At 42.7% G+C, this 25,889-nt stretch carries 23 protein-coding genes and 1 pseudogene; all 24 read left to right on the top strand.

The genetic code is table 11. From position 1 onward, the window contains the following. Positions 1-5 precede the first annotated feature (5 nt). The 24 genes and pseudogenes from FCN78_RS08715 to FCN78_RS08600 all read left to right on the top strand — a co-directional run bounded on the left by FCN78_RS08715 (position 6) and on the right by FCN78_RS08600 (position 25,857). On the top strand, positions 6-2,780 hold the full coding sequence (locus tag FCN78_RS08715) for an SLBB domain-containing protein (RefSeq protein WP_235607581.1): 2,775 nt from the start codon (positions 6-8) through the stop codon (positions 2,778-2,780). 72 nt (positions 2,781-2,852) lie between these two features. Beyond that, on the top strand, positions 2,853-3,251 hold the full coding sequence (locus FCN78_RS08710; RefSeq protein ID WP_077659419.1) for a four helix bundle protein: 399 nt from the start codon (positions 2,853-2,855) through the stop codon (positions 3,249-3,251). A gap of 128 nt (positions 3,252-3,379) precedes the next feature. Beyond that, positions 3,380-4,360, top strand: a complete 981-nt coding sequence (locus FCN78_RS08705) for a Wzz/FepE/Etk N-terminal domain-containing protein (protein WP_077659420.1) — start codon at positions 3,380-3,382, stop codon at positions 4,358-4,360. A gap of 50 nt (positions 4,361-4,410) precedes the next feature. Beyond that, complete coding sequence (gene cysD, locus FCN78_RS08700; RefSeq protein ID WP_077659421.1) at positions 4,411-5,325, top strand: sulfate adenylyltransferase subunit CysD; 915 nt, start codon at positions 4,411-4,413, stop codon at positions 5,323-5,325. A gap of 12 nt (positions 5,326-5,337) precedes the next feature. Then, entirely contained in the window at positions 5,338-7,059 is a 1,722-nt protein-coding gene (locus tag FCN78_RS08695) for an SLC13 family permease (protein WP_077659422.1), read from the top strand. A 5-nt stretch (positions 7,060-7,064) separates the two neighbouring features. Next, complete coding sequence (gene cysC / locus FCN78_RS08690; RefSeq protein WP_077659423.1) at positions 7,065-7,697, top strand: adenylyl-sulfate kinase; 633 nt, start codon at positions 7,065-7,067, stop codon at positions 7,695-7,697. A gap of 3 nt (positions 7,698-7,700) precedes the next feature. Further along, on the top strand, positions 7,701-8,669 hold the full coding sequence (locus FCN78_RS08685; RefSeq protein WP_077659424.1) for an acetyltransferase: 969 nt from the start codon (positions 7,701-7,703) through the stop codon (positions 8,667-8,669). 3 nt (positions 8,670-8,672) lie between these two features. Continuing rightward, positions 8,673-10,085 carry a sulfate adenylyltransferase subunit CysN gene (gene cysN, locus FCN78_RS08680; protein ID WP_077659425.1) on the top strand — a complete coding sequence of 471 codons (1,413 nt, stop codon included), beginning with the start codon at positions 8,673-8,675 and terminating at the stop codon, positions 10,083-10,085. A gap of 71 nt (positions 10,086-10,156) precedes the next feature. Next, positions 10,157-11,476, top strand: coding sequence for a lipopolysaccharide biosynthesis protein (locus FCN78_RS08675; protein WP_162274073.1), 1,320 nt, complete (start codon positions 10,157-10,159; stop codon positions 11,474-11,476). An 8-nt stretch (positions 11,477-11,484) separates the two neighbouring features. Then, on the top strand, positions 11,485-12,300 hold the full coding sequence (locus FCN78_RS08670) for a sulfotransferase family protein (protein WP_077659427.1): 816 nt from the start codon (positions 11,485-11,487) through the stop codon (positions 12,298-12,300). A gap of 89 nt (positions 12,301-12,389) precedes the next feature. Then, the gene (locus tag FCN78_RS08665) at positions 12,390-13,181 is read left to right on the top strand and encodes a polysaccharide deacetylase family protein (protein ID WP_077659428.1); all 792 of its coding nucleotides are present in this window, start codon (positions 12,390-12,392) and stop codon (positions 13,179-13,181) included. A gap of 232 nt (positions 13,182-13,413) precedes the next feature. Beyond that, positions 13,414-14,286, top strand: a complete 873-nt coding sequence (locus tag FCN78_RS08660) for a hypothetical protein (RefSeq protein WP_077659429.1) — start codon at positions 13,414-13,416, stop codon at positions 14,284-14,286. Further along, positions 14,283-14,999 (top strand): glycosyltransferase domain-containing protein, encoded by a 717-nt coding sequence (locus FCN78_RS08655; RefSeq protein WP_077659430.1) that lies wholly within the window; start codon positions 14,283-14,285, stop codon positions 14,997-14,999. The genes FCN78_RS08660 and FCN78_RS08655 overlap by 4 nt, the downstream gene beginning before the upstream one ends. Positions 15,000-15,230: 231 nt before the next feature. Beyond that, positions 15,231-16,301 (top strand): dTDP-glucose 4,6-dehydratase, encoded by a 1,071-nt coding sequence (gene rfbB, locus FCN78_RS08650; RefSeq protein WP_077659431.1) that lies wholly within the window; start codon positions 15,231-15,233, stop codon positions 16,299-16,301. A gap of 77 nt (positions 16,302-16,378) precedes the next feature. Beyond that, entirely contained in the window at positions 16,379-17,290 is a 912-nt protein-coding gene (gene rfbA / locus FCN78_RS08645; RefSeq protein WP_077659432.1) for a glucose-1-phosphate thymidylyltransferase RfbA, read from the top strand. Next, entirely contained in the window at positions 17,268-18,149 is an 882-nt protein-coding gene (gene rfbD / locus FCN78_RS08640) for a dTDP-4-dehydrorhamnose reductase (RefSeq protein ID WP_077659433.1), read from the top strand. The genes rfbA and rfbD overlap by 23 nt, the downstream gene beginning before the upstream one ends. 4 nt (positions 18,150-18,153) lie before the next feature. Next, positions 18,154-18,720, top strand: coding sequence for a dTDP-4-dehydrorhamnose 3,5-epimerase (gene rfbC / locus FCN78_RS08635; protein ID WP_077659434.1), 567 nt, complete (start codon positions 18,154-18,156; stop codon positions 18,718-18,720). Between the two features lie 418 nt (positions 18,721-19,138). Further along, complete coding sequence (locus FCN78_RS08630) at positions 19,139-20,281, top strand: glycosyltransferase family 4 protein (protein ID WP_077659436.1); 1,143 nt, start codon at positions 19,139-19,141, stop codon at positions 20,279-20,281. A 26-nt stretch (positions 20,282-20,307) separates the two neighbouring features. Continuing rightward, positions 20,308-21,261, top strand: a complete 954-nt coding sequence (locus FCN78_RS08625; RefSeq protein WP_077659478.1) for a glycosyltransferase — start codon at positions 20,308-20,310, stop codon at positions 21,259-21,261. Positions 21,262-21,285: 24 nt separating this feature from the next. After that, positions 21,286-21,507, top strand: a pseudogene (locus FCN78_RS08620) (transposase); the annotation flags it as partial. A gap of 94 nt (positions 21,508-21,601) precedes the next feature. Next, on the top strand, positions 21,602-22,483 hold the full coding sequence (locus FCN78_RS08615) for a glycosyltransferase family 2 protein (protein ID WP_077659437.1): 882 nt from the start codon (positions 21,602-21,604) through the stop codon (positions 22,481-22,483). Positions 22,484-22,923: 440 nt separating this feature from the next. Beyond that, complete coding sequence (locus FCN78_RS08610) at positions 22,924-23,748, top strand: glycosyltransferase (RefSeq protein ID WP_412458344.1); 825 nt, start codon at positions 22,924-22,926, stop codon at positions 23,746-23,748. Positions 23,749-23,797: 49 nt separating this feature from the next. Then, positions 23,798-25,081, top strand: coding sequence for a hypothetical protein (locus FCN78_RS08605; RefSeq protein ID WP_077659439.1), 1,284 nt, complete (start codon positions 23,798-23,800; stop codon positions 25,079-25,081). Between the two features lie 32 nt (positions 25,082-25,113). After that, positions 25,114-25,857: a glycosyltransferase family 2 protein gene (locus FCN78_RS08600; protein ID WP_077659440.1), complete on the top strand. Its 744-nt coding sequence runs from the start codon at positions 25,114-25,116 to the stop codon at positions 25,855-25,857. The last annotated feature ends 32 nt before the right edge of the window (positions 25,858-25,889 follow it).

Below are 25,889 nucleotides of genomic sequence, written 5' to 3'. Positions count from 1 at the left end.
TCACTATGTTAATGCTTTTATCTTCAATCGGTCAGCCATTGGATGCTGCCGTTATACGCGCCCTCACGCGTTATGCGCCCGCAGTATTGTCTACCACATCAGCACTACTAATGGCTGCATCTATCCTCATCGCACCGAGTGCCGACGCGGCGACCCCTACGGCCAGTCAGCTGCAGCAGCTAAAACAATTGCCTCGTGCACAACAAGAGCAGCTTGCACGCCAGTACGGGCTGGATCTTGATAGCCTATCGACAAGCAGCAGTGATAACGGACAACGCAACGCCAAGAAAGCGCCACAATATCCCGAGCGTATCGGAGGGACGGATACCGTAGCGGAAGATAGGTTACAGCGAGAAAGTCGCACGGATAGAGACGGCGCGCTCAAACCGTTCGGTTATGCCTTTTTTGATGGCAAACCCGCCTCCATGGCGTCGATTTTTGATTTACCACTGCCAAACGATTACCAAATCGGCCCGGGTGATACCCTCGATATTCAAGTCTTTGGTAAGGAAAATCAGCAGTATGAACTAACGGTCAAGCGCGATGGCGACATCCACTTCCCGAAATACGGCCCGATGCAAGTCGCTGGCGAGACTTTCGGTGAGGTGCGCGAACAAATCAAGGCCATGTTCGAGCAGCGAGTCATTGGGGTGAATGTTACCGTCGATATCGGTGCCATGCGCACCATGCAGGTGTATCTTGCGGGCGATGTGAAACAACCCGGTGCTTACACCGTCAATGGCTTAACCACGGTGACCCAAGCCTTGTTGGCCAGTGGCGGGATTAAAACCAGTGGCTCATTGCGTGATATTCAGTTAAAGCGCAATGGCAAAGTGATTGAAACCTTAGATTTATACGACTTACTTCTCTCTGGGGATAGCAGCAATGATGTGCGTCTACTCAAAGGCGACACCTTGTTTGTGCCCGCGCGTGGTGCTCAAGTCGCCATTGAGGGGGAAGTATTACGCCCCGCGTTGTATGAGCTAAACGGCTCGACCACGCTCTCGAAAGCAATCAATATGGCAGGCGGTGCACTACCAGAAGGATATTTGTCGAGCGTTAGCGTTAAACGCGTGACCGAATCGGGTATTCAGCAATTTAGCCTCGATATGAGCACCGCCAAAGGGCAATCCTTTATCGTAAAAAACGGCGATGACATTAAAATCGCCAAAAGTAACGACGCGCTCGACAACGCCGTGGTGCTTCGTGGCGAGGTCGTTCGCCAAGGGGCATACAATTTCGAGCCGGGGATGACCATCGCCGACCTGGTTAGCAATGCGCAACGCGATTTAAAACCCACCGCCGATCTTAATTATGCGCTAGTGGTCCGCGAAATCGACGCGGAGCGCAACACTGAGGTGTTGCAGTTTAAATTGGGTAGAGCCATTGACCAACCAGAGTCTTCCGATAACCTGCGCCTGCAACAAGATGATCAGGTGTTTGTGTTTAATAACGGTATCGACAGTAAATTCTGGGATAAAACGCAATACATCGAACTTGCTCAAGATACTCGAGAAGTCCAGAGCCAAGATACGTTGAGCAAAAGGCACAGTAATACTAACCCATCACAGTTTGATGAAACGCGACAAGACGATGTCTATATCGATCAGGCAACCGGCGCTGAAATCCAAACGCAGAACAAGCAAAACCAAGCTAAACTGGCTAAAACACTCGCAGAGCGTGACGAAGAAGGCCAAACTTCACTCCGAGAGCAAGAGCTCGAGCCCATCATTGAGCGTTTAAAGGATCAAGCTAATATAGAATCCAACGCTGCCATCGTCGAAGTGAGTGGTGCGGTAAAATATCCGGGGGTATATCCACTGCCGGCCAATGCGTCGTTTGAGCAGCTGCTTGACGCCGCAGGCGGATTGACAGAAGCCGCTTACTTGCGCCAAGCCGAAATCACTCGCCGCCAAGTGGTGGATGATCGGCTGACTGTGAGGCATTACCCTATTGACTTAAAAGAAGCATTGAAAGGCGAAGGCCCGCGCTTTGCCATTCACCGTCAAGACAGAATTAATATAAAAACCAAGCCCAACTGGCACAAAGACAATACTGTTGAACTACAAGGCGAAGTGCGTTTCCCTGGTGTGTATGCCTTTGAACGTGGCGAGACCATTCAAGATGTGATTGAACGCGCCGGTGGCCTGACCGAATTCGCCTACCCTAAAGGCGCGGTATTTAGCCGTGAGCGACTCAAGCGCCAAGAAGAAGAGCGCTTAAAAATGCTCAACCGTCAATTGCAACGAGAAATCAGTAGTTTAGCCCTGCGCCGTCAAACTAGTAGCGCTCAGTACACCACAAGTCCGTCAGAGGCATTGTCCCTCGCCGAAGAGCTACAAAACGCTGAAGCCGTCGGTCGCATGGTGATTTCACTGCCTCGCGCACTTGAAGGTGACGATGTTGCCAACATTATGATCGAAAACGGCGATAAGCTCTACGTACCGCCGAAAAACCCTGTGGTCAGCATTATGGGCGAAGTGCAATTCACCTCAAATCAGCTTTTTGAACCGGGCATGACCGTCAGCGATTACATCGAATCCGCCGGTGGCACCAAGCAACAAGCCGACACCGATCGCATCTACGTCGTCCGCGCCGACGGCTCAGTGATGATGCCCAACAACAGCTACTGGTTTAGCCGTAGTCAAAAACAACTTGAACCCGGCGACACCATCATCGTCCCAATCGATACCGACTACCTAGATGGCCTCAGCACCGCCTCCACCGCCACCCAAATCCTCTATCAAATGGGTGTAGCTTGGAAAGCGGTTAAGGATTAAAGCGGCAGAGGATCCTAGGGCCTAGGTCCTAGGTTCTAGGGTGATAAAGCATAGGTAATGAAATAGGATTAGATGCGCCAACTTGATTTTGAAAGGCTTGAAGTTTGGAAGCGTAGCTGTCGACTTTCTTCATCGATATATAAAACGTTCGACGCATGCAAAAATTACGGTTACAAAGACCAAATAATGCGAAGTGCATTATCCGTTGCCTCTAATATTGCAGAAGGTGAAGAACGTGAAACGCCCGCGGAATCAGCAAGATTTTTTTATATTGCCAAAGGGTCTGCTGGTGAGCTTATCACCCAAATATATATCGGTATCGAAGCTGGGTTTATAGACAAGCAAACAGGGATGGACTTCGTCCAAGAAGCGAAAGAAATTGCTGCTATGCTAGCCGCGCTCATTAAACGCCGTAAAGGGATGGTACGTGAGGAAGCGGGTGGATATAACTATCAAGCAGTGAGCGATTGATAGCCATCCCAGCAGAAAAGCAGCGCGTTTTCTTAAAAATTTTTTAATATTTTGAAGATAATCCTACAACCTAGACCTAGGTGCTATTCCTAGGATCTAGGACCTAGGATCCTAGGACCTTTTAACGAATGGAAAATACACCACAACACTACCAATCTCCCCCCATCCCCCCAATGGCGGCCGATGACGAAATCGACCTCCGCGAGCTCTTTGCCGCATTATGGCAAGGCAAGTGGTTGATCATTGCGATTACCTTTGTGTTTGCCGTGAGTGGAGTGGGGTACTCACTTTATCTTCCCAATACCTACAAATCCGAGGCTTTACTGGCGCCTGCCAATGAATCTGGCGGTAATGGTTTAGCCAGCATGGCCGGGCAATTGGGCGGTTTGGCCTCGCTAGCCGGGGTTAACCTTGGCAGTGGTGGCGGCAGTGAAACGCAAATTGCGCTGGCGACGTTGCAATCACGACAGTTTATTAGTGAGTTTGTACATAAGCACCAGTTGGCTGTGCCGTTGGCGGCCACTGAAGGGTGGGATGCAGAAACCAATCAATGGCTAATTAACGCAGACCGTTACAACCCAGAGACAAAAACTTGGCTAAAGCCGGACGATGCGCCAGCAGATCAACCAGCCATGCCGACAGATTGGCAATTATATAAAGCGTTTTCATCCAAGCTAGAAACCAATAAACAAAAAGACAACGGCTTAATCACTATCAGCTTTGAGTCACAGTCGCCGGTGTTTGCGGAGCAAGTGGTGGAGCTGTTAGTGAATGACATCAACGCCCATGTGAAAAAAGAGAAACTGGCCGAAACCAAAACCAACATTGGCTACTTACGCCAACAGCTAGAAAACACCAACCTCACTCAAATGCAGAATGTGTTCTACCAGCTGATTGAAGAGCAAACCAAAAGCTTGATGCTTGCGGAAGTGCAAGACGAATTTGTGTTCAAAACCGTCGACCCGGCCATTGTCCCTGAAGAAAAAGCCGGCCCTAAACGCGCATTGATCTGTGTGCTGGCAACGCTGCTTGGCGGTATGCTTGGGGTCGCGATTGTGCTGGTAAGATTTGCGTTTAGGAAGGATGAAGATGAAAGTCTAGAGTCCTAGGACCTAGGACCTTAGCCTCTAAAAAAATTTTAAGTATTCAAGGAAACACCATGTCTGTATCACCAGAAAAAATGACGCATCTTAAACAGCTTGAAGCCGAGGCTATTCATATCATGCGTGAAGTGGCGGCGGAGTTTGATAACCCAGTGATGCTGTATTCCGTGGGCAAAGATTCTTCCGTGATGCTGCATTTGGCGAAAAAAGCCTTTGCGCCAGGGGTGCCCCCGTTTCCTTTAATGCATGTAGATACTACATGGAAATTTCAAGAGATGTATCAGTTTCGCGATAGAATGGCAGAGCAAGCGGGCATGAAGTTGATCGTGCACCAAAACCCAGAAGGACTGGCGATGAGCATCAGCCCGTTCACGCATGGCAGCTCAGTGCACACCGATATTATGAAAACCCAAGGGTTAAAGCAGGCGCTTGACCAGCATGGCTTCGATGCGGCGTTTGGTGGCGCTCGCCGTGATGAAGAAAAGTCACGAGCCAAAGAGCGTGTGTATTCCTTCCGTGATGAGCATCACCGCTGGGACCCAAAAAATCAGCGACCCGAGCTTTGGAATATTTATAACGGCAAAGTGAAAAAGGGCGAGAGTATTCGAGTCTTCCCGCTATCAAATTGGACGGAGCTTGATATCTGGCAATATATCTACCTGGAAAACATCGAGATCCCAGGTTTGTATTTGTCCAAGCCACGCCCTGTCGTAGAACGAGACGGCACGTTGATTATGGTCGATGATGAACGGATGCCACTTGGAGAGGGTGAAGTGCCTGAGCACAAAATGGTACGGTTTAGAACGCTCGGTTGCTATCCATTGACCGGTGCCGTGGAATCAGAAGCGACCACCTTGACCGAAGTGATTCAAGAAATGCTGCTGACGACCACGTCTGAGCGCCAAGGACGGACGATTGACCATGACAGCGCCGGCTCGATGGAGAAAAAGAAACGCGAAGGATACTTCTAGAGAGTTCGGTCAATGTTACTCACAGCCACCGTGTTGGTGGGGTTGATTACGGCGCTGGTGGCCACCAAGCAACGCGTAAGCCATATGTTTGTCGCCGCAACTGCGGTATTGCTAGTCGGTGGCGAGATCAATACTCAAACGGTACTGAACCACGTCACAAACTCGGGTATCGTTACTCTAGTTTTATTGTTACTCGCTGCAATTGTGTTAGAGCGCACCGTGTTGCTGCGTTTTTTGGCAAAACATATTGCTCATAGCCAGTATCTGCCGAGCTTAATAAAAATGGGCGCATTAAGTACTATTGCCTCGTCTGTCCTAAATAACACCGCGGTAGTCGCGACCATGATGCGGGCGGTAATGAAGTCGCAACTGCATGCGCCCCAGCGTTTATTGATCCCGCTATCGTATTTTTCCATTTTAGGTGGGACGCTAACATTGGTCGGTACCAGTACTAACTTGGTGGTCAGTGGCTTAGTCACCGCACAAGGTGGCCCTAACATCGCGATATTTGACTTTTTACCGATTGGCGCGGCACTTGTCGCGGGCTGTGGCGCTGTTGTAATGATAGTAAGCCGTTGGTTGCCACAACAAACCACTGACGAGTCACTCGAGAGCCAATATTTTATTGAGGCCGCTGTGGCGCCCAGCAGCCCGTTGGTTGGTAAAACGGTCATCAAAAACGGGTTACGTGCACTTGATGGTTTGTTTCTCGCTGAAATCGTGAGAGGGGATAGCTTAATTTCCCCGGTTAAACCCGACGATGTCATCCAAGCCAACGATAAATTGCTATTCAGTGGCGATGTACGGCGCGTACATCAAATTACTGCGTTACCGGGGTTACACACCTTTAACAAGGGTGACCTCCCCGCGACGAATTTGCGGGAAGTCTTGGTCAGTCCAGAATCAATCTTGATCGGCAAAACGCTTAAGCAAGTGGGGTTTCGTGCTCGGTTTGATGCGGCGGTGATTGGTTTATCACGAGAAGGGAAAACCGTCAGTGGTAAGTTGGGTAATAACCCGATTCAAAGTGGCGACAAGCTGATGCTGGCGGTCGGGCCCGACTTTGAGCGGCGACAGAACATCAGCCGCAACTTCTTTTTGTTATCAGACTACAAAACCTTTCAGCCGCTTTCTGTGGTGCAAAACACAGCGGCCATCGCGGGCTTTCTCGCGGCGATAGCGGCAGGTGCGTTGGGCATAATGAGCCTAATAGAAAGCCTGACGTTATACCTGGTGCTGATGGTAGGGAGCAAGGTTGCCGATAGCAGTCAGTTACGTCGACGCTTTCCGTTCGAGTTATTAACGATTTTAGTTTGTGCCTTATCGCTCGCCTCTGCGGTACAAAGCAGCGGCTTGGCACAGTCTGTGACAAAATCTTTTTTGTCTCATATTAACGGTGTGCCGACGGTCGCTGTGTTACTGAGCTTAATACTGTTAACGGTACTGCTCACCGAGACCATGACCAACACCGCCGCGGCCGCCTTGATGGTGCCCATTGCACTCAGCGTTGCCGATGGGCTGCAACTGGATGCCATGCCTTGGGTGATGGCGGTTGCGTATGGCGCGAGTGCGTGTTTTATCAGCCCCTTTGGCTATCAAACCAACTTAATGGTAATGAGCGCGGGAGAGTATCGCCCCGCCGACTTTATCCGTGTGGGCTGGCCGGTCACGTTAGTGTATATCGCGATCGTGACCGTATTAATTCCGATTGTATTTCCTTTTGATTCTGTGTGAGTGCTATGACAAAAACCTCGACGCCAGCTACCAATATAACCTGGCATAACAGTAGTGTGAGCGTACAAGCGCGGGCGAAACAAAAACACCAAACCCCTATGGTGCTATGGTTTACTGGGCTCAGCGGCTCGGGCAAATCCACTATTGCCAATGCCGTTGAGCATCAATTATTGGCCGCTGGTGCACACAGCTATCTGCTGGATGGCGACAATATGCGCCATGGCCTCAACCAGGACTTAGGTTTTAGCGCTGCAGACCGAGAAGAAAACATCCGTCGCATAGGCGAAGTGGCTAACTTATTTGTTGATGCCGGCATGATTGTGCTCACTGCCTTTATCTCTCCGTTTCGGGCCGATAGGGAAAAAGTGCGCGCTCGTGTTGGCGATGCCGCTTTTATTGAAGTGTTTGTCGATACGCCGCTTGCCGTGTGTGAGGCCCGCGATCCGAAAGGTTTATACAAAAAAGCGCGTGCAGGCGATATTCCTGACTTTACCGGTATTGATTCGGCTTATGAACCACCCGCCGCGCCTGATATACATTTGCATACCAACCAAGCAGATATTGAAACCTGTGCCCAGCAGGTGGTGAGCTATCTCGACACTCACGGGTTTATTCGAGCACCAAAGGGAGCCAACTAAGTCATGCATTACGATGTATTTAATGGTGATGCCGACGGCATTCTCGCGTTGTTGCAGTTGCGAAAAGCGGCGCCCCAGGCTAGTACGCCCGTCACGGGCGTTAAACGTGATATTCAACTGCTTGATCAAGTCGCGCAACAAACTGATGTCTCAAGTGTCACTGTGCTCGATATCTCGATGGATAAGAACAAAACCGCCCTTGAAGCGCTAATTAAGCGTGACATCCCAGTTTTTTATTGCGATCACCATCGTACCGGGGAAGTGCCGGTCGCTGATAACTTAACTGCACTTATTAATACCGATGCCAACACCTGCACCAGCTTGCTGATTAATCAGCACCTTGGAGAGCGCTATGTGGCTTGGGCAATAGCAGCGGCGTATGGCGATAACATGGTTGCTGCAGCCGATGCGCTCTGTGAGAAACACGGTATCGCGACCGACCAACAAGCGTTTTTAAACGAGCTGGGGGTATTGATTAATTATAATGGGTACGGCGCCAGCGTCGATGATTTACACTTTGCGCCTGCGGAGTTGTATCACGCGTTAATGGCCTACGACTCGCCGTTTGCCTTACAAACCGATCGCACGTCACCGTATTATCAACTACAAGGCGGGTATGCCGATGATATGGCCAAGGCGCAGGCATTGGCCCCCGAGCATACGTCCATAGAAAGCACCATTTACTGTTTACCGAATGCGGCGTGGGCGAGACGCATCAGTGGTGTGCTTGGCAACCAGTTAGCCAATCAAGCACCCGATAAAGCGCATGCGGTATTAACACTTAACCCGAACGAGCAAGATTACACCGTCAGCGTGCGCGCCCCGCTCAGTCAGCGCCATGGTGCCGATGAAGTTTGTGGGCAATTCCCCACCGGTGGTGGTCGCAAAGCCGCGGCCGGGATTAATCAGTTACCCAAATCAGAGTTAACCTCTTTCATCGACACGCTGAACCAGTATTATAGGAAGCAATAACCCATGTCACACTCTTCAGATTTAATCGCCAAAGATATTGAAGCCTATTTGCAGGTGCATGAAAACAAGGATTTACTGCGCTTTTTAACCTGCGGCAGCGTCGATGATGGTAAATCTACGCTGATTGGTCGGTTGCTGTATGACAGCAAGCTGATTTATGAAGATCAGATGGCGGCGATTGAAAAAGACTCGCAAAAGTTCAACACCACCGATGAAGCGTTTGACTTGGCCTTGCTGGTTGATGGCTTGCAATCCGAGCGCGAGCAGGGCATTACCATTGATGTTGCCTATCGCTATTTTTCAACGGACAAACGTAAGTTCATCATTGCTGATACGCCAGGGCACGAACAATATACCCGTAACATGGTCACTGGCGCGTCGACATGTGAACTGGCGATTGTCATGGTAGATGCCCGTCATGGCATTCAAACCCAGACCCGACGCCACAGTTATATTTGTAGTTTGCTGGGTATCAAGCACATCATTGTCGCGGTGAATAAAATGGACTTGGTAGATTACGACCAAGCCGTGTATCAGCAAATTAAAGCCGATTACCGTGACATGGCGAAGCACTTTGCGATTGATGACATTCGCTTTGTGCCTATTTCGGCGCTGAAAGGCGACAATGTGGTGACCCCTAGTGAGCAAATGGACTGGTACCCCGGCGCCACCTTGATGAAGCTGCTCGAGACGGTCAAGGTCGCACAAGACAAAGATACCGAGCATATGCGCTTTCCGGTGCAATATGTTAACCGCCCTAACCTTAACTTCCGTGGTTACTGCGGCACCTTAACTTCTGGCACAGTGCGAGTCGGCGATAATGTCACCGTGTTGCCATCCGGCAAACAATCGGTGGTTGCCTCTATCTATACCTACGATGGTGAATTAGACTGCGCTTACCCCGACAACGCCATTACCTTAACACTTGAAGATGAGATAGATATCTCACGCGGCGATATGTTGGTGCACACCGGTCACGAACCTAGCGTGACTAACCAGTTTAGCGCCCATGTAGTGTGGATGGATGAAGCGCCTCTGCGCACACATAAAGACTTATGGGTGAAATTCGCCACCCATATGGCGACAGGCAAGATCACCGACATTCAGCACAAAATTGATGTCAATACACTCGAAACCCATGCGCCAAATAGCGAAAGTCTCGCGTTGAACGAAATTGGCCTTGCCGACTTTACACTTACCGAGAGCACGCCACTAGACAGCTATCAGTTTTTACCCAAAACCGGTGCCTTTGTGTTGATTGACCGCTATAGCAATCTTACCGTCGGCGCCGGCATGGTAAAGAGCCTCAATGAAAATAGTGAACAAACCACACGCACTTACACCGAGGCAGAAAAAGCCTTGAATGCGTATATCCGTCAGTACTATCCCGAGTGGGGTTGTTTGAGTGTTTCCTAATTTAAATAAGTATTTGCTACTTCAATTGAATTATTACATAGATGGAATGTAATATCGTCATGATAAAAAATATGACTGCAATGTTACATAAGTATAAAAGTGTTATTAGCTGGGGTCTAGCTAATAAAATAGCTTCGATGGGAATAGGTTTTTTTAGTGTATATTTAATAAATCAAGTTTTCAGTAAAAGTGTCTACGGTGAGATGGTTTTTTTTCAAGCTATATTCTTTTATATCTTGATACTCGTAACGCTTGGCTTTGATAAAACTATCATCTATAAAGTGGCGAATTTTACTCAACCCAGAACCGTATTATTAGGTGGCACGCTGCTAGATCGTTTTCATTCGATAAGTATTGTTGCACTTCTTTTGATTGAGTGCGTCTTTATTATTGGTTGGGCTATTTTCAGCAAAAGTGGCTTCTCTAACGAATGGTTTTGGATTTGTTTGCTATCCATTAATGCTTTATTTTCTTTATCTCTAACGCTTTACACATCATTTTTCCAAGCAAACAAATGTCCGGAAGTAGCGCTAAAGATATCATTAACAAGTACATTAGTGAAAGCGTTAATACTATTCGGGTTAGTGATTTTTAGAGTAGAGTCTATGATGTTTTTTATCGTTTATTTGACTCTACCTACCTTAATCAGTGTAGGGCTTCTTGTTACTGAGAGAATAAAATTTCCTACAAGAGAAATATCAATACCCGTTGTTAAATCTGACTACGTTTACTCGTGCAAGTTGATGCTCACTAAACTAGTACATCAAGGTGTAGAGAAAATCGATCTATTAATGATTGGTTTTTTTCTCTCGACGGACCAAACTGCAGAATACGCCGTGGCTGCTAAACTTGCTCTATTAGTACGGCTTGGTAATGAGCTAGTGTCACCTCTAATCTCTCCACGCTTAAAATATGCATTGTCGTTAAATGATAAGAAAGGACTTATAAAAGAGTATTGTTTCAATAAGTACTTTTCAGTTTCAGTTGCAAGCTTGATTTTTTCTATATATATTATTTTTGGAGAAAAATTACTTTCCACATTTGGAGCATACCAAGAAAGTTACCCTGTACTTATAGTCTTATCTTTATCTTTTATTAATGCGATAGCATTTGGCCCTAATGGACGACTATTAATGATGGCAGGACATGCAAATATATCGCTTTATACTACTTTAGGCTCCCTGTTGTTGCTTGTAGGTTCTAACTATGTTTTGATTCCTATTTATGGGGCGATAGGTGCTGCTATTGGAACATCGATATCATTATTATTTATAAATATCATTATCCAGTATTGTGTTTTTATTAAAACCGATGAAAGATTCAATAGTATTTTTTACTACCTAATCTTAGTCTTGGTAAACATATCTGTATTTGTAGTTATTGTAAGGTAAGAGGTAACATGAAAAGAGCAAATGTTTTTCATATTGGGCCACAAAAGAGTGGAACTACATGGCTTTATAGAGCGCTCAAAGAACACCCGCAAATCGTAACGTCTCCCAAAGATTCTATTCACTACATGAATATGTTTTTTCACCGCGGGCAAGCATGGTTTGATGGACACTTTGGTACAGATGATCTAGAAGAGTCTGAATTGAAGATTTTTGAACCAACCCCAAGTTATTTGAGAGACTCAAAAGCTCCTGAGCGGATATTTAACTATAACCCGGACACGAAAATTATCTTTACGGCAAGAAACCCTTTAGAGCGGGCATTTTCCCACTACTGGCATGAAAAGAAAAAAGATCGTTTCAATTTCAAGTTTGAAGAAATCTTTGAGAATTACGATCTCTTTACTAACTGGATTGAACCTGGTTTCTATGCTCACCACTACAAAAGATACTTAGAGTTTTTTTCTGAAAAAAACATTAAAATATTATTCTTCGATGATCTTAATGATGATCCAAAGAATTTTTATCAACAAACATGTGAATTTATTGGCGTTGATAGTTCATTTTCACCATCTATTTTAGACAAGAAAGTAAATGTCGCACGCCCTTACAAATCAAGATTTCAAAAGAAGCTGGAGGAAAAAAATAGGCTGCTAAACCTCGCAGTGAGAGTGAAAGGTAAAATATCGAAAAAAGCATACAAAGAGACACTTGAGGATATACCGACAACCATAAAAAATGAAATCATTGACGTTTACATTGAAGATATAAAAGAACTTGAGAAGATCACCGGGAGAAACTTAAGTGGCTGGATGAATAAATATTAATTTTTAAGGGTAAAAAACTTTTTTGGGTGAAAAGTCAACACTTATAAAAAGTCTGACATAATCAATAGATAAACCTAGAAATTAACTTAATGAGTAAAGCGTTAGTGAAACCGGACAGATACCCTAGTAATATCATATATCTACATGATACCCCGTTTGTCATCAAAGGACAGGTTGCAGCAAATAGGAAGAACATCGATACTGCAAATGATGTAGAAAAATATTTGTGCGAAAATAATAATGTATTGCTGTCTGCCGATGATGGTTACAAAAGTATAAAAAACCTCTTGCCGTTGGTTGAAAAGTACCGAGTGGAGCTTCTTTTATTTATAACAACGGGGTTCACAGATAGGAGCGTTTACCCTTATGAGGTAGAACTAAGTAATTTTTTAGAGGAATATGATTGCTTTAGCTATGAAGGTGCTGACTTGTCATTAAAAAGCAGCTCAGAGAAAGAGTCGTTCTTTGAGGTCTTACATAGGAGGCTAAAGCTTCTATCACTTGATGAAAGAGATAACTTTGTAGAGCATTTCTTTGAAGAGAACAAAGTTAATCGGGAGGAATTTCAAAAAAATGTTTTTCTTGATTGGCAAGAACTAAAAGAAATTGCACAGCATCCTTTAGTTGAGATAGGCTCCCATTGTGTCTCTCATATATTTTTGCCAAATAAGAGTTCTTGGGTTGTTTACAACGAATTAAGAGTGTCAAAGATTATCTTGGAAAAAAAACTCGGTTGCAGTATAGAGAAACTATCATATCCTTATGGTGGTAATAATTTGAAGACAAGAATACTAGCAAAACTTGCAGGCTACAAAGAGGCATATGGAACTCTAAGCAAAAATCCAACAACATTCAACATTGGAAGAAAAGAAATAGGATAATCTGATTCATTATTGCTTACAACTGGACATCTTTCACGTAAGTTAGTGTTCTATTGGAGCAGATTTTCGAGTTGTGTGTGTTGCGTTTTTAGAAAATGAACTTATAAAAAGTGTAGAGTTGATAACTGATTGTTTCAATAAACTAGAGACTTTCTGCATATAAAACTTTTATTAGATAATTTTTATATGGTTTTTATTTAATCTGGGTGCGTTATTTAAGGTAACTAAGTTTATGACTAAAGTTTTAGTGATAATAATGTCTGCGGGAGAAAATGAGCTAGAAGATGTACAGCATGCGATAGATAATCAGGTTAATGTAGATTTTGACGTTGTCCATATTAAAAACTTGCCTAATAAGAAGGCCCATATTCGGCTCTACAAAACAATAGAAGATAATTCCGATAACTATCAATATTTTGTTAAAGTTGATGGGGATATGGTTATTAATTCAACTAAAACCCTTAGTGAAATGATCCAGATCTTTGAGGACGATTTAGAACTAGATCATGTGGCGTTTTCGGTGCTTGATTGGTGCTCTCAAAAAGCGATTATCGGTATGCACGTCTTTAGCAATCGCTGTAGGTGGCCAGACTTAAATGATAACCTTTTTGTAGATCCAAGTCCGGTCTACCCTGGAAGATCGAGAATTGTGTGGGATAAACCGGCACCGGTAGCGGTGCACTCTCCTAATCCCTCGATTCTTCAGGCTATCCAGTTTGGGTATCATCGTGGTATGAAAATCGTTCAAAGAGATAGAAGAATTCCTTGTGTTTCCAGAGCAATATTCCAGTACGATCTCATGTATCAAGTATATCGTCAGCTTTGTTTGCAAAACGATCTGGTTCGTCTCGCAGTGATGTTTGGGCTAGAGGCTGCAATAAAAAGTAAAAAAGAAAGCCGTTTCGAATCTAAGGATCATAAAGTATTTCTCAACCTATTATCTGAGTTTGAACCAATGGATAAAAATGCATTGAGAGTGGAGATTGATAAACGTTGGCAAGGGCCGTGGCAAGCACAGTTTTTCAGTCCAGTTAAGTTTTCAATTTGGTTCCGGTTTGTTTTATTCTCTATTGTAAAGAAGATTGCTGGCGGGTTTGTTAAGTGAATAAAGTCGTTTACACAGTTTTAATGGGTGACTATGATTTTATTTTCCCTCCAGCAGAAATTGAAGGTGATATTGATTACATAGTTTTCACAAATAGAAAAGACTTTAAAGTTAAGGGGTGGGTTACAAGAGAAATTGACTGCTCCATTATAAATACATTTGAGCCTATTAAGGCCAATAGGCATATCAAGATGCTCCCCCACAAATATTTGCAAGATTATGATGTTTCCATATATGTGGATAGTAATATTAGAGTCATGAAACGTATTAAAGATCTTTTTGAAGATTTTTTGGCATCTGGCAAGGATGTTGGGTTACTAAAACATCCATTAAGGAATAGTGTTTACGAAGAAATTGATGCATGTATAATGTTGGGTAAAGTAAGAAGTAAAGATAAACTGCTTCAAGAGTATGAACGGTATTTAGAAGCGGGTTTTAAAGACAGTGCAGGTCTTACTGAAAACAATGTCATTATTCGGAAGCATCATCAGAAGGACGTCATTGAAGCTATGAACTTATGGTGGGATTGTTTCGAAATGTCTGCAGGCAGAGATCAGATATCCTTGCCTTACGTTAGAGAAAAGTGTACTTTAAACGAATATGTGTATCCGTTCAATACTAGAGTTGAGAACCACCACTTTAAAGTTTATCCTCATAAAAAAACAATTGGGTTATTGATCTGGGTACATACTTTTATGCAAAAGGCACAATAAATCCAGAGTATAGGATTCTGTCTAAAGGATATGGTCTTTTTCTTCGTTTTTTAAAGTCGTTGAAATTGATATAAAAACGTATTAATTGTAATTATTTTATAGGTTGTCAGATGACGATAGAGACTTTCAAATGGTACCCATACTCTTAACGTAAAAGTTTACGTTCTCTATTACAGGTAGCACACGTATCAAATACGTACCACAATGTTTTTAACATAAGTAATATTATTTATGGTTATACTCATGACAGGTGGGGCTGGATTTATTGGCTCTGCGGTGATTCGATATATTATCGGGCACACGACAGACTCGGTCGTCAATGTTGATAAGCTAACCTACGCCGGTAATTTGGAATCCCTCGCCGGTTGGGAAGATAACCCGAGGTATGCGTTCGAGCAGGTTGATATTGGCGATCGTGAAGCGCTTGAACGAGTCTTTACAACCCATCAGCCGGACGCGGTAATGCATTTAGCAGCTGAGTCCCATGTGGATCGTTCCATTGATGGGCCAGCGGCATTTATCGAGACCAACATTGTCGGTACCTATACCTTGTTAGAAGCCGCTCGGTGCTACTGGAATAGCCTCGATGCTGAACGCCAAGCGGCGTTTCGCTTTCATCATATTTCCACCGATGAAGTGTACGGTGATTTACACGGCACCGATGATTTGTTCACTGAAGCCACTCCCTATGCGCCATCGAGCCCTTACTCTGCATCCAAAGCATCAAGTGACCATTTAGTGCGAGCCTGGCAAACAACATACGGCTTGCCAACAATAGTGACGAACTGCTCTAACAATTATGGCCCTTATCATTTCCCGGAAAAACTGATCCCACTCATGATTCTTAATGCCTTGGAAGGTAAACCGTTACCTGTTTACGGCAATGGCTTACAGGTACGTGATTGGCTGTTTGTTGATGATCATGCTCGGGCGCTGTATCAGGTGGTGACGAAAGGCACAGTGGGTGAAACCTATAACATCGGCGGCCATAACGAGAAGCAGAATATCGAAGTCGTGAAAACGATTTGTGCCATTATGGACGAGCTTGTACCCATGCATGAACGGGGCTATCCACGCAATACGCGACATGCCTCATTGATTACGTGTGTTTCCGATCGCCCTGGTCACGATGTTCGTTATGCGATCGATGCGACTAAAATTGAACGCGAGCTGGGTTGGACGCCACAAGAAACCTTCGAATCGGGTATTCGCAAAACGGTGGAATGGTACTTGGTCAACCGTGAATGGTGGCAGCGCGTGCTTGATGGCTCTTACACACGCGAGCGGCTAGGCGCGAACTAGCTTCCACACTTTTTCAAATCTTTGCTTTTTGCTCGCGGGCGTGTGGGCCTGGGAGCTTGGATCTAGGACTGTTTTTTATGAAAGGAATTATCCTTGCTGGCGGGTCAGGTTCGCGTTTGTATCCGCTAACACGCGGTGTATCGAAACAGCTTTTGCCCATTTATGACAAGCCGATGGTGTTTTATCCACTATCCACCTTGATGTTGGCTGGCATTCGCGACATTTTGATTATTACGACGCCAGAAGACAATGCCGCGTTTAAGCGTCTTTTGGGGGATGGGTCTGATTTTGGACTTCATCTGGAGTATGCGGTACAGCCAAGTCCTGACGGATTAGCGCAGGCGTTTATCATTGGTGAACAATTTATCGGCGATGACAATGTCTGCTTAGTGCTGGGCGATAACATTTTTTACGGTCAGTCTTTTTCCAAGACACTTAAGCGTGCCGCCGCACGTGAATCAGGTGCGACCGTTTTTGGCTATCAAGTCAAAGATCCTGAGCGTTTTGGTGTGGTTGAATTTGACGAGACAATGAAGGCCATATCGATTGAAGAAAAACCGTCAGCGCCAAAATCCCAGTACGCGGTCACCGGGTTGTATTTTTATGATAACCGAGTGGTCGACATGGCGAAACGGGTGACGCCTTCGGCCCGTGGTGAGTTAGAGATCACGGCGATTAATGAAATGTACTTACATGATGATGCACTCAACGTTGAACTCTTAGGCCGTGGTTTTGCGTGGCTTGATACTGGTACCCATGAGAGTTTGCATGAGGCATCGTCGTTTGTGCAAACCATTGAAAATGTGCAAGGGTTAAAAGTCGCCTGTTTAGAAGAGATCGCCTGGCGACAGGGCTGGCTAAGTGACGAGCAACTACTGGCGATGGCCGAGCCGATGATGAAAAATGATTACGGCCAGTATTTAGCAAAACTGATCAGTGAATCCGGAGCAAAAAAAGGGCAGCCTGATGCGCATTCTAATAACCGGTAGTCAAGGGCAAGTCGGTCACTGCCTGGTTGAGCAATTGAGGGGGAATGAGCAAGTCACTATATTGGCTTGCGACAGGCATCAATTAGATATTACCGATCGTACGGCAGTGTTAAACAAGGTCAGTGAATTTAAGCCGACGGTGATTATCAATGCCGCGGCGTATACCGCCGTTGATGGAGCAGAAAGCGATCGTGACCTTGCCTATGCCATTAACCAAAAGGGCGCAAAATATTTAGCAGACGCGGCGGAACAGCAAGGGGCGGCGCTGTTACATATTTCGACCGATTATGTCTTTGCCGGCGATAAAGAAGGCGCTTACCACGAGCAAGACTGCCCCGAGTCACAAAGTGTTTATGGCGCGAGTAAACTGGCCGGAGAGCAGGCGATACAAACCGCGTGTTCAAAGCACATTATTATCCGCACGGCATGGGTGTTTGGTGAGCATGGCGGTAATTTTGTTAAAACCATGCTGCGCTTGGCGTCTCAGCGCGATGCTTTGAGCATTGTTGATGATCAGGTATGTGGCCCGACGTATGCGGGCGATCTCGCCAAGGCGTTGATCTATATCGCCCAGTGTATTGATGCAGGAAACGACGTGGCCTATGGCGTCTATCATTTTGCCGGCGAGCCGCATGTGAGTTGGTGTGAGTTTGCGTCGACGATTTTTACCCGTGCTCATGAGCAAGGTGTGTTAAAAACAACACCCACGGTGACACCTATTTCAACGGCTGAGTACCCAACTCCTGCGACACGGCCCGCGAATTCACGTTTAAACACCAGCAAAATTATGACTCACTTTTCAATTCCAGCGAGTGATTGGCAACACGCGCTCGGCAACCTTATTCGTTATCAGGATTAACCGAATGCAAGTAATTGAAACGACTATCCCCGATGTGAAAATCATTGAGCCGTCAGTCTTTGGTGATGAGCGGGGGTTTTTCATGGAAACTTGGCACCAGCAACGTTTTGATGAACAAGTCGCAGGCAAACCCACGTCGTTTGTGCAAGATAATCATTCTAAATCAGCGCAGGGTATTTTGCGCGGGTTGCATTACCAAACCCAAAACACACAAGGAAAGCTTGTTCGCGTGGTGAGTGGCGAAGTGTTTGATGTGGCCGTTGACCTACGCCAAGGCTCCCCGACCTTTGGGCAGTGGGAGGGGATTTATTTATCCGCTGAGAATAAACGCCAGTTGTGGGTACCCGAAGGCTTTGCGCATGGGTTTTATGTGACTAGCGAAGAAGCGGAATTTGTCTATAAATGCACGGATTTTTATAATCCAACTGGTGAAGTGACCTTGCAGTGGGACGATCCTGAGCTAGGTATTCAGTGGCCAATAGCAACCAAACCACAACTTTCTCATAAGGATAAGAACGGTTCTACGTTATCCGAGCTTAATAGAAATGGTAGCTTAAAATTTAGCTTATAATTGACTTGAATTAAAGACGATGGGAATCATGATAAGTAGTTACTAAGGAAAAGATGTACCGAATAGTCAGATATTTTACTGTGCTATTATATAAGCTCAAAAGCACTCAAAGTGAAAAAGCTTCATGGTGCCAGGTGCTCGTATTAGTTAATTGAACCGATATCCTGGAAAATTGATGTCCGGTTAAATAAGATATATGTCGAACAATAGTAAATAACAAAACGGAATCTTTTGCTCGAATAAGATAAATAGCTTTGAATTTATTAAAGAAAAAGAAGAGTTTCCAAGCGGGTAATCAACGAAAGCGAATGACGTATGCATTGAATCAATAGTACCTAGCGAACGTGCTGGGAAGCCCTTCATGACGAGGATGATCATGCGTTTTCCGTGAGTAAGCATCTTTAAAAAGTAGGTATAAATGAAAAAAATTATTTTCTTTTCACATGAGTCGAAAATGTACGGAGCTCCACGGAGTATATTAATATTGGCTGATGGAATTCAAGATAAATATGACATTGAAATTGTCACAATTGGACGAGGTGATCTTGTATCAGCTGCTCAAGATAAGGGTTTGAAAATCACTGTGTTGAAGCCCTATTTTTTATGTAAGCACTGTTCTTTATTCTATAAGGTGCTAAGAAAGATTGGGCGTCTTTTTGAATTCATTAAAATGGCTTATTTGATCAAAAGAAAAGCACCAGATTTGATTTATGTAAATACTATATCAAATAGTTGGCCAGTTATCTTGTCACGATTCTTTGGAATAAAAAATATAGTACATGTTAGGGAGGGTAAGAATTACATCTTCCCTGGTTCGGGAAAAAGGGAAAAGATTACACGATCGGTTTTTGATAATGCAGATCACTTTATTTGCGTTTCTGAAAGTATCCGACAGTTAGTGCTAGAACGCTTACAATCACCTTCTGCCAACGTTGAGAAAGTGTATAACGGAATTGATTGTGATGCATTTTGTAATAAACCAATCTCTGATCTTAGGTTTAAAAATGGCACAGGAAAAAAGATTGTTGGTTATTTAGGAAATATCAATGAGCGAAAGGGGTTGGATGTTTTTTTACTTTCAGCCAAACATCTAATTGATAAAAGAAACGACTTGGTTTTTATTGTGGTGGGTGGTGATGTGAACGAATTTGAAGGGTATGCAGAACAGACAAGAGTCCAACCATACTTAGGGAAACAAATACTACATTTTCCATTTCAAAATGACCCTAGACCCGCTTTTAAAGCAATGGATGTCTTTTGTATGACGTCACGTATAGAGCCCTTTGCGCGAGTTAATCTAGAGGCTGCTTGTCTAGAAGCCAGTATTATTGCAACCAATATAGATGGAAATAAAGAGTTTATCTTGCATAAAAAGACTGGATTATTAGTTATGCCTGGTGATTTTTTAGAACTTTGTAAAGCTATCGAGCTTTTAATCGATGATGAAGCATTTAGTAACCAGCTTAGAAAAAATGCAAAAGATCGTGTCATGTCCGAGTTTTCTGTTCAAAAATACATAGAAGGTTGTGAAGGAGTAATATCGAAGGTTTTGGAAAAATGAGACGTCTCAAGAGAATCTCCATAGCTATGGCAACCTATAACGGTGCCGAATATATAGAAGAACAACTGCAAAGCTTTCTTGACCAGACGATGCAACCAGATGAATTGATTATTACAGATGACTGTTCAACAGATCAAACCGAATTTATTGTAAGCGATTTTGCTAAAAAGGCTCCGTTCTCTGTTGAATTTCATCGTAATAAAAAAAATCTGGGTTATTGTGGTAATTTTAACGCTGCGCTAGCGAAAACAACAGGGGATTTGGTTTTCCTTAGTGATCAAGATGATGTTTGGTTCCCTAACAAAATTGCATACATATTCGAAATCGCCAAGCGTAATCCCCACGCATTAGCGCTAATGAACGATGCCAAACTTACCGACGGAAAGCTAAATGAAGTTGGTTTAACCAAGATAGGACAAATACGCTCTGCAGGTTTTAGCATGAATAGGTTTGTGATGGGCAGCTGTTGTGCCGTGCGGAGAGATTTGTTAGAACTTTGTATGCCAATCCCTTCAGGATTTAAAGGGCATGACAACTGGCTGATTCAGTTTGCCGATGGCTTAAATGCTAAAGTGATAGATACGACGCCTTTGCAGTATTATCGTCGCCATGAAACGAATGAGTCACAGTTTATTGCTAACCGTACGACTAAAGTGACGCGTAATCAGGTTAGAATCGAAACATGGAAAAGACTATTTCGGCAAGATACAATCGTAGCTCGAAGTCAGCAGTTAGAGCAGTTAGAAATTTTTATCGCCGGGCTCAGTAGGGCAATAGAATTAGCCCCTGATGAGCACAAGACATCTTTAACTAAACTTAAATCAAATTACTCTAATAATGTAAAAGTATCGGCGGCGAGACTAGCTATAGCGAAGAAATCATTTTTCGCGAGGCTAGTAGCCATAATTAAGCTATTAGTTGATGGAGGATATAAAAATGCCAACGGAATTAAATCAGCTTGCCGAGATATCGTTGGTTAAGCTTAGTTGTTTTTAACAACACCTACAGCGAAAGAGCTTCATGATGCCACGCGCTCGCACTGTTTAATTGAATCAATGCATTGGAAACTTGATGTTGGATTACAAGAAGATGCTTGCCGAATAAGAGTCGATGACCGAGCGGAAGCTTTTGTACGAATAAGGCAAATGGTTTTGAATTTATTAAAGCAAGAAAAGAGTTTTAAAGCCGGCATTCAACGAAAGCGAATGATGTGCGCGATGGACTAAGAGTACCTAGCGACCGTGCTGGGAAGCCTTTCGTGACGCGAATTTTTATGTGTTTTCCGCAAATTAATGCATTTTCCGTAAATAAAGAGAAGTTATGTCAGAAAGATTAGAATATTCAATAATAATACCATATTTCAATGATGACCTATCCGAAGTTTTGGATGCGATAGATGAGTCATATAAATCATGCTTCACATCGGCTAATGTATCTCTCAATGTAGTTTGTGTAAATAATGCAGGTAAGGAATTTGTACCAATAAAAAAATATTCGTTTGAGCTTAGTATGATTAACGAAACCGAAAATATTAATAGCCCTTATTCGGCTCGAAATCGAGGGCTAGAATCATCTGATTCTGACTGGTATATATTCCTTGATGCGACATGTTTTCCAGCTTCTGAATGGTTACGATCAATTAATGAGTTTAAAAATAATAATATTTATGCTGCTAACATAGAATTTTATCATAAAGGAAAACGTACGATAGGGGATATTTATGACTCAATTGTAAACATTAATAACCAAAAAAAAATTGAGCATTCAGGTGTGGCTACAACAGCCTGTCTAGCAGTAAGTAAAGAGACAGTAAATAACGTTGGTCTTTTTAAAGAAGGCGTTAGAAGTGGTGGCGATATTTTATGGACGTCTAGAGCAACTTCTCTGGGTTTTAATATTGTTTTTCTATCAGACTGGAAAGTAAGGAAAGCCTCACGTGATACTAAAAACCTTCTTAAAAAACAATTTCGGGTTGCAGCTGGCTGGTTTAATATTTGGAAAGTTAATGGAGTTTTGATGTCTAACTTAACAAAACGATTGTTATTATTTTTTCTCCCTCCAAATCCATTTTTTTTGTTACGCCAATCTAAAATGAGAAACATAAAGCTTTCAGCTTATGATAAATATAGGGTGTTTGTTTTTGGTTGGTTGTTAAGAATTGTCAGTATGGTAGGTATTGTTTATGGGATTTTTAAGAAATAAAATGCTAGAAATGCATTATAATGCATTGCGAGTATGTAATGGTTAGGATGTTAGTCAAAGAGAGTGAAGAAAGATTTTTCCTGAGTGCGCAATGGCTCCTATTCCCATCCTAAAACACCAATTAGAATACCTCACAAGACTCTTTAGATTTACTTTCTTGTGAAGATAAGTATATAGTGTATATTACAATGTCTCGGCGTTCAAACTACCTTACATATAAGACGTTTTCTTCTTTAGGCTTTCGAGGCATAAACAATCAGGACTACGAAGAGTACATTCGTAGAAATATTGATAGTTACTGGGATTCAAACTTGAATTGTTTTAATAACAATAAAGTCGATAAAACGACCTTTATGGCTCGAGCTTATGAGCTATCATATTCACTATGAGAACGTTAAATGCTAACTATTATTATACCAGCTTATAACTCAAACGAAAATTTGAAAAACCTTATCCCCATCTTTTCAAATAAAGACTTATATGAAGTAATTATCATCGATGATTCCGGGAAAGAGAACGTTAATGATGCGGTTGATAGTAATCAAAGTAATTTATTAGTTAAACGCTTTGAGTCTAATCGTGGTGCTGGAGCGGCTAGAAATATAGGTCTAGACTTGGCTTCAAGGGATTATGTGACGTTTGTTGATGCAGATGATGAAGTTGATGAAAAAATCTTACGTACATTTCTACATGAAATAGAAAGTATGAGTTCATCGTATGATATTTACTTCTTCTCACCACAAAGCCACAAGGTAGATGGTAGTGAGGGTTCAAGAAGTGTTCGTTATTCAAGACTAGTAAAATCGTACATCAGCGATGGATGTGATGCGATTAGATATAAATTTCATGTGCCTTGGTCAAAAATCTACCGGAGAAAGTTTATAAAGCAAAACTGCCTCTCATTTGATGAGGTCTCAGCATCAAATGATGTTATGTTCTCTCTTAAAACAGGAATTCATGCTAAAGATATTTTTGTAAGTGAGCGAACATTTTACTCTGTCAAGGAGCATAACTCAGGCTTGACCGTTGAAGATAGCATACCTAGGTTGCTAGACAGGTTGGGCGTTGTTATTAGATATAATGAAGAGTTGGGCAAGCATGGAGAAGGTAAGTATCGTATATCTATCATTCCTTTACTTATTCGGCTATACAAAAAACAACCCCGTTCTTGTTTTAAGTATCTAGCTGCGTTTAGATTTAAAATTATTAGAGATTGTATCCCTAGTTTTTTTATGATTAAAAACTATGGAAGGCGATTTTTGTAATGGCATTAACAATGTACTACTGCATCCGTAAGGTTGTTAAGGACTATAGATGGATGTAATAAAACATAAATCTCTATACCCTCTGTTTATTTTTTTATTTGTTCTTTTTCCGACCTTTCCTACATATACAAAATCTGGCGTATATTTAGGAACTTTTATTCCATTGATTATTAGCACTTGTTTTTTTATTTTTATTTGCCTTAAAAAAAAGTTATTACCTCGCTTTGCAACGAAATTAGCATTTTCTTATTTTATTTTTTTTATAGGGTTGACTTTCCTATCATTGATAGTTGATTCCGGTCGTATTGTAATGCGTGACTTTATTGAGTTAATTAAGCCAGTATTGGGATTGTTAGCATTTACGAGCGGTTATGTATGGTTTGATTCATTGAGAGACTTTAAAATATACCTTGTAAAACCCTTTATTATACTATTGCTTATTGTAGCATCGATTGGTGTACTAGAAGCGACTGCTGGGCTTGACGTTATTACTCATGTTTTGTATACAGCACCGAGACCCGTATTAGAAGGGAAAGCGTTGAGTCCATTTGGTATTACATACTTTTTTGCTACATTTATGTTGCTAGGCTGTTTGTTATTTCTTTTTCTGGCATTGTCTGTATCAAAATGGTATTCCCTTGCATTTTTTACCACTATTTTGGCGCTCCTTTTGTCACAGAGTCGAACATTGATTTTGTCTCTGGCAGTAGCGGTTTTTTTTGTTTCCTTTGTTTATATTTTTTATGTAGGTTTTCCTTACAGAAGGAGAGTTTTTTTTTCAGGTCTGACGATTATTTTATCGTCTATGATTGTTGTTTTGATGTTTCCTAGTCTAATAGAAGACCAGCTTTCTTATGCCTACATTGGAATTAAACACCTATTAAGTAATGGTATTGACTTGGGATCTGAACAAGGATCGGCAAATATTAGAGTGAGCCAGTTTATTTGGGTCGTTAATAATTCAAGCACAGCGAATATCATTGGTAGTGGTATAGGTAAAGGTTATGTGCCCTTACTAGAGTCTTTTTATGCGCTTTATGTTTATAGATATGGAGCGATAGGTGTGATGCTATATGTTTTTCTTGGGATATTTTTTTTAATAATGACACTCAGAGTAGCTAAGGCGGCACTTTCTTTATACGACTGGCACATGTTTAGTTTGTCAATGGCAATGAATGTTTTTTTGATTGTATTACCTATAACTTCACTTTCATCTGTCATCACTGATCAAATTATATTTATCCCCTTTTATTATGGCTTTTTAGGTTTCTTTGTGAAATATTATTACATTTCGAAAACTTACCGTTGTGCAAACTATTTAAGTTTTAGGTAGTGTTTTTTGTATTGGTGAAAGGCTTTTCTCTGATGAAGGTTTCAATTATAACCCCCTCTTACAACTCTATCCATTATATTTCTGACACAATTGACTCTATACGTTATCAAACGTTAACTGATTGGGAAATGATAATTGTTGATGATTGCTCTAGTGATAATTCGGTTTCAGTCATTAAATCCTATACAGAAAAAGATTCACGAATTAAGCTAATACAGTTAAAAGAAAACTCAGGCGCAGCGGTAGCGCGTAATGCCGGTATTGAGGCTGCTCAAGGGCGTTATATTGCGTTTTTGGATAGCGACGATTTGTGGTTGCCGGATAAATTAGAAAAACAGTTGGTTTTTATGCAGCAGGACGATATCGCATTTTCATTTTCTGCCTATCATAAAATTGATGAGGAAGGTGTTGATATCGGTACGGTCTCTGTACCAGAGAATGTTAGCTATCATGAGTTACTCAAATGTTGTGTCATTGGCTGCTTAACCGCTATGTATGATACGAAGAAAATAGGTAAAGTCTATATGCCTCTCATTAGAAAAAGGCAAGATTTCGGCTTATGGCTTCGCATTCTAAAAAAATGCGGCATCGCTTATGGTATCGCTCAACCTTTAGCAAAATACCGGGTAAGAAAGGACTCGATTTCATCAAATAAATTAAAAGCGGCACTTTATAATTGGAAGTTGTATCGTGAAGTGGAAAATCTTAATCTATTTCAAGCACTTTATTATTTTTCCCATTATGCAATAAATGGCGTATTACGTATTATAAGATAAATATATAATAAGCTGAGTAGATTTAACTGTTA

Origin of the sequence: Salinivibrio kushneri (assembly GCF_005280275.1) — a bacterium.
Lineage (GTDB): Bacteria > Pseudomonadota > Gammaproteobacteria > Enterobacterales > Vibrionaceae > Salinivibrio > Salinivibrio kushneri.
This window is presented reverse-complemented; position numbering and strand designations above follow the sequence as displayed.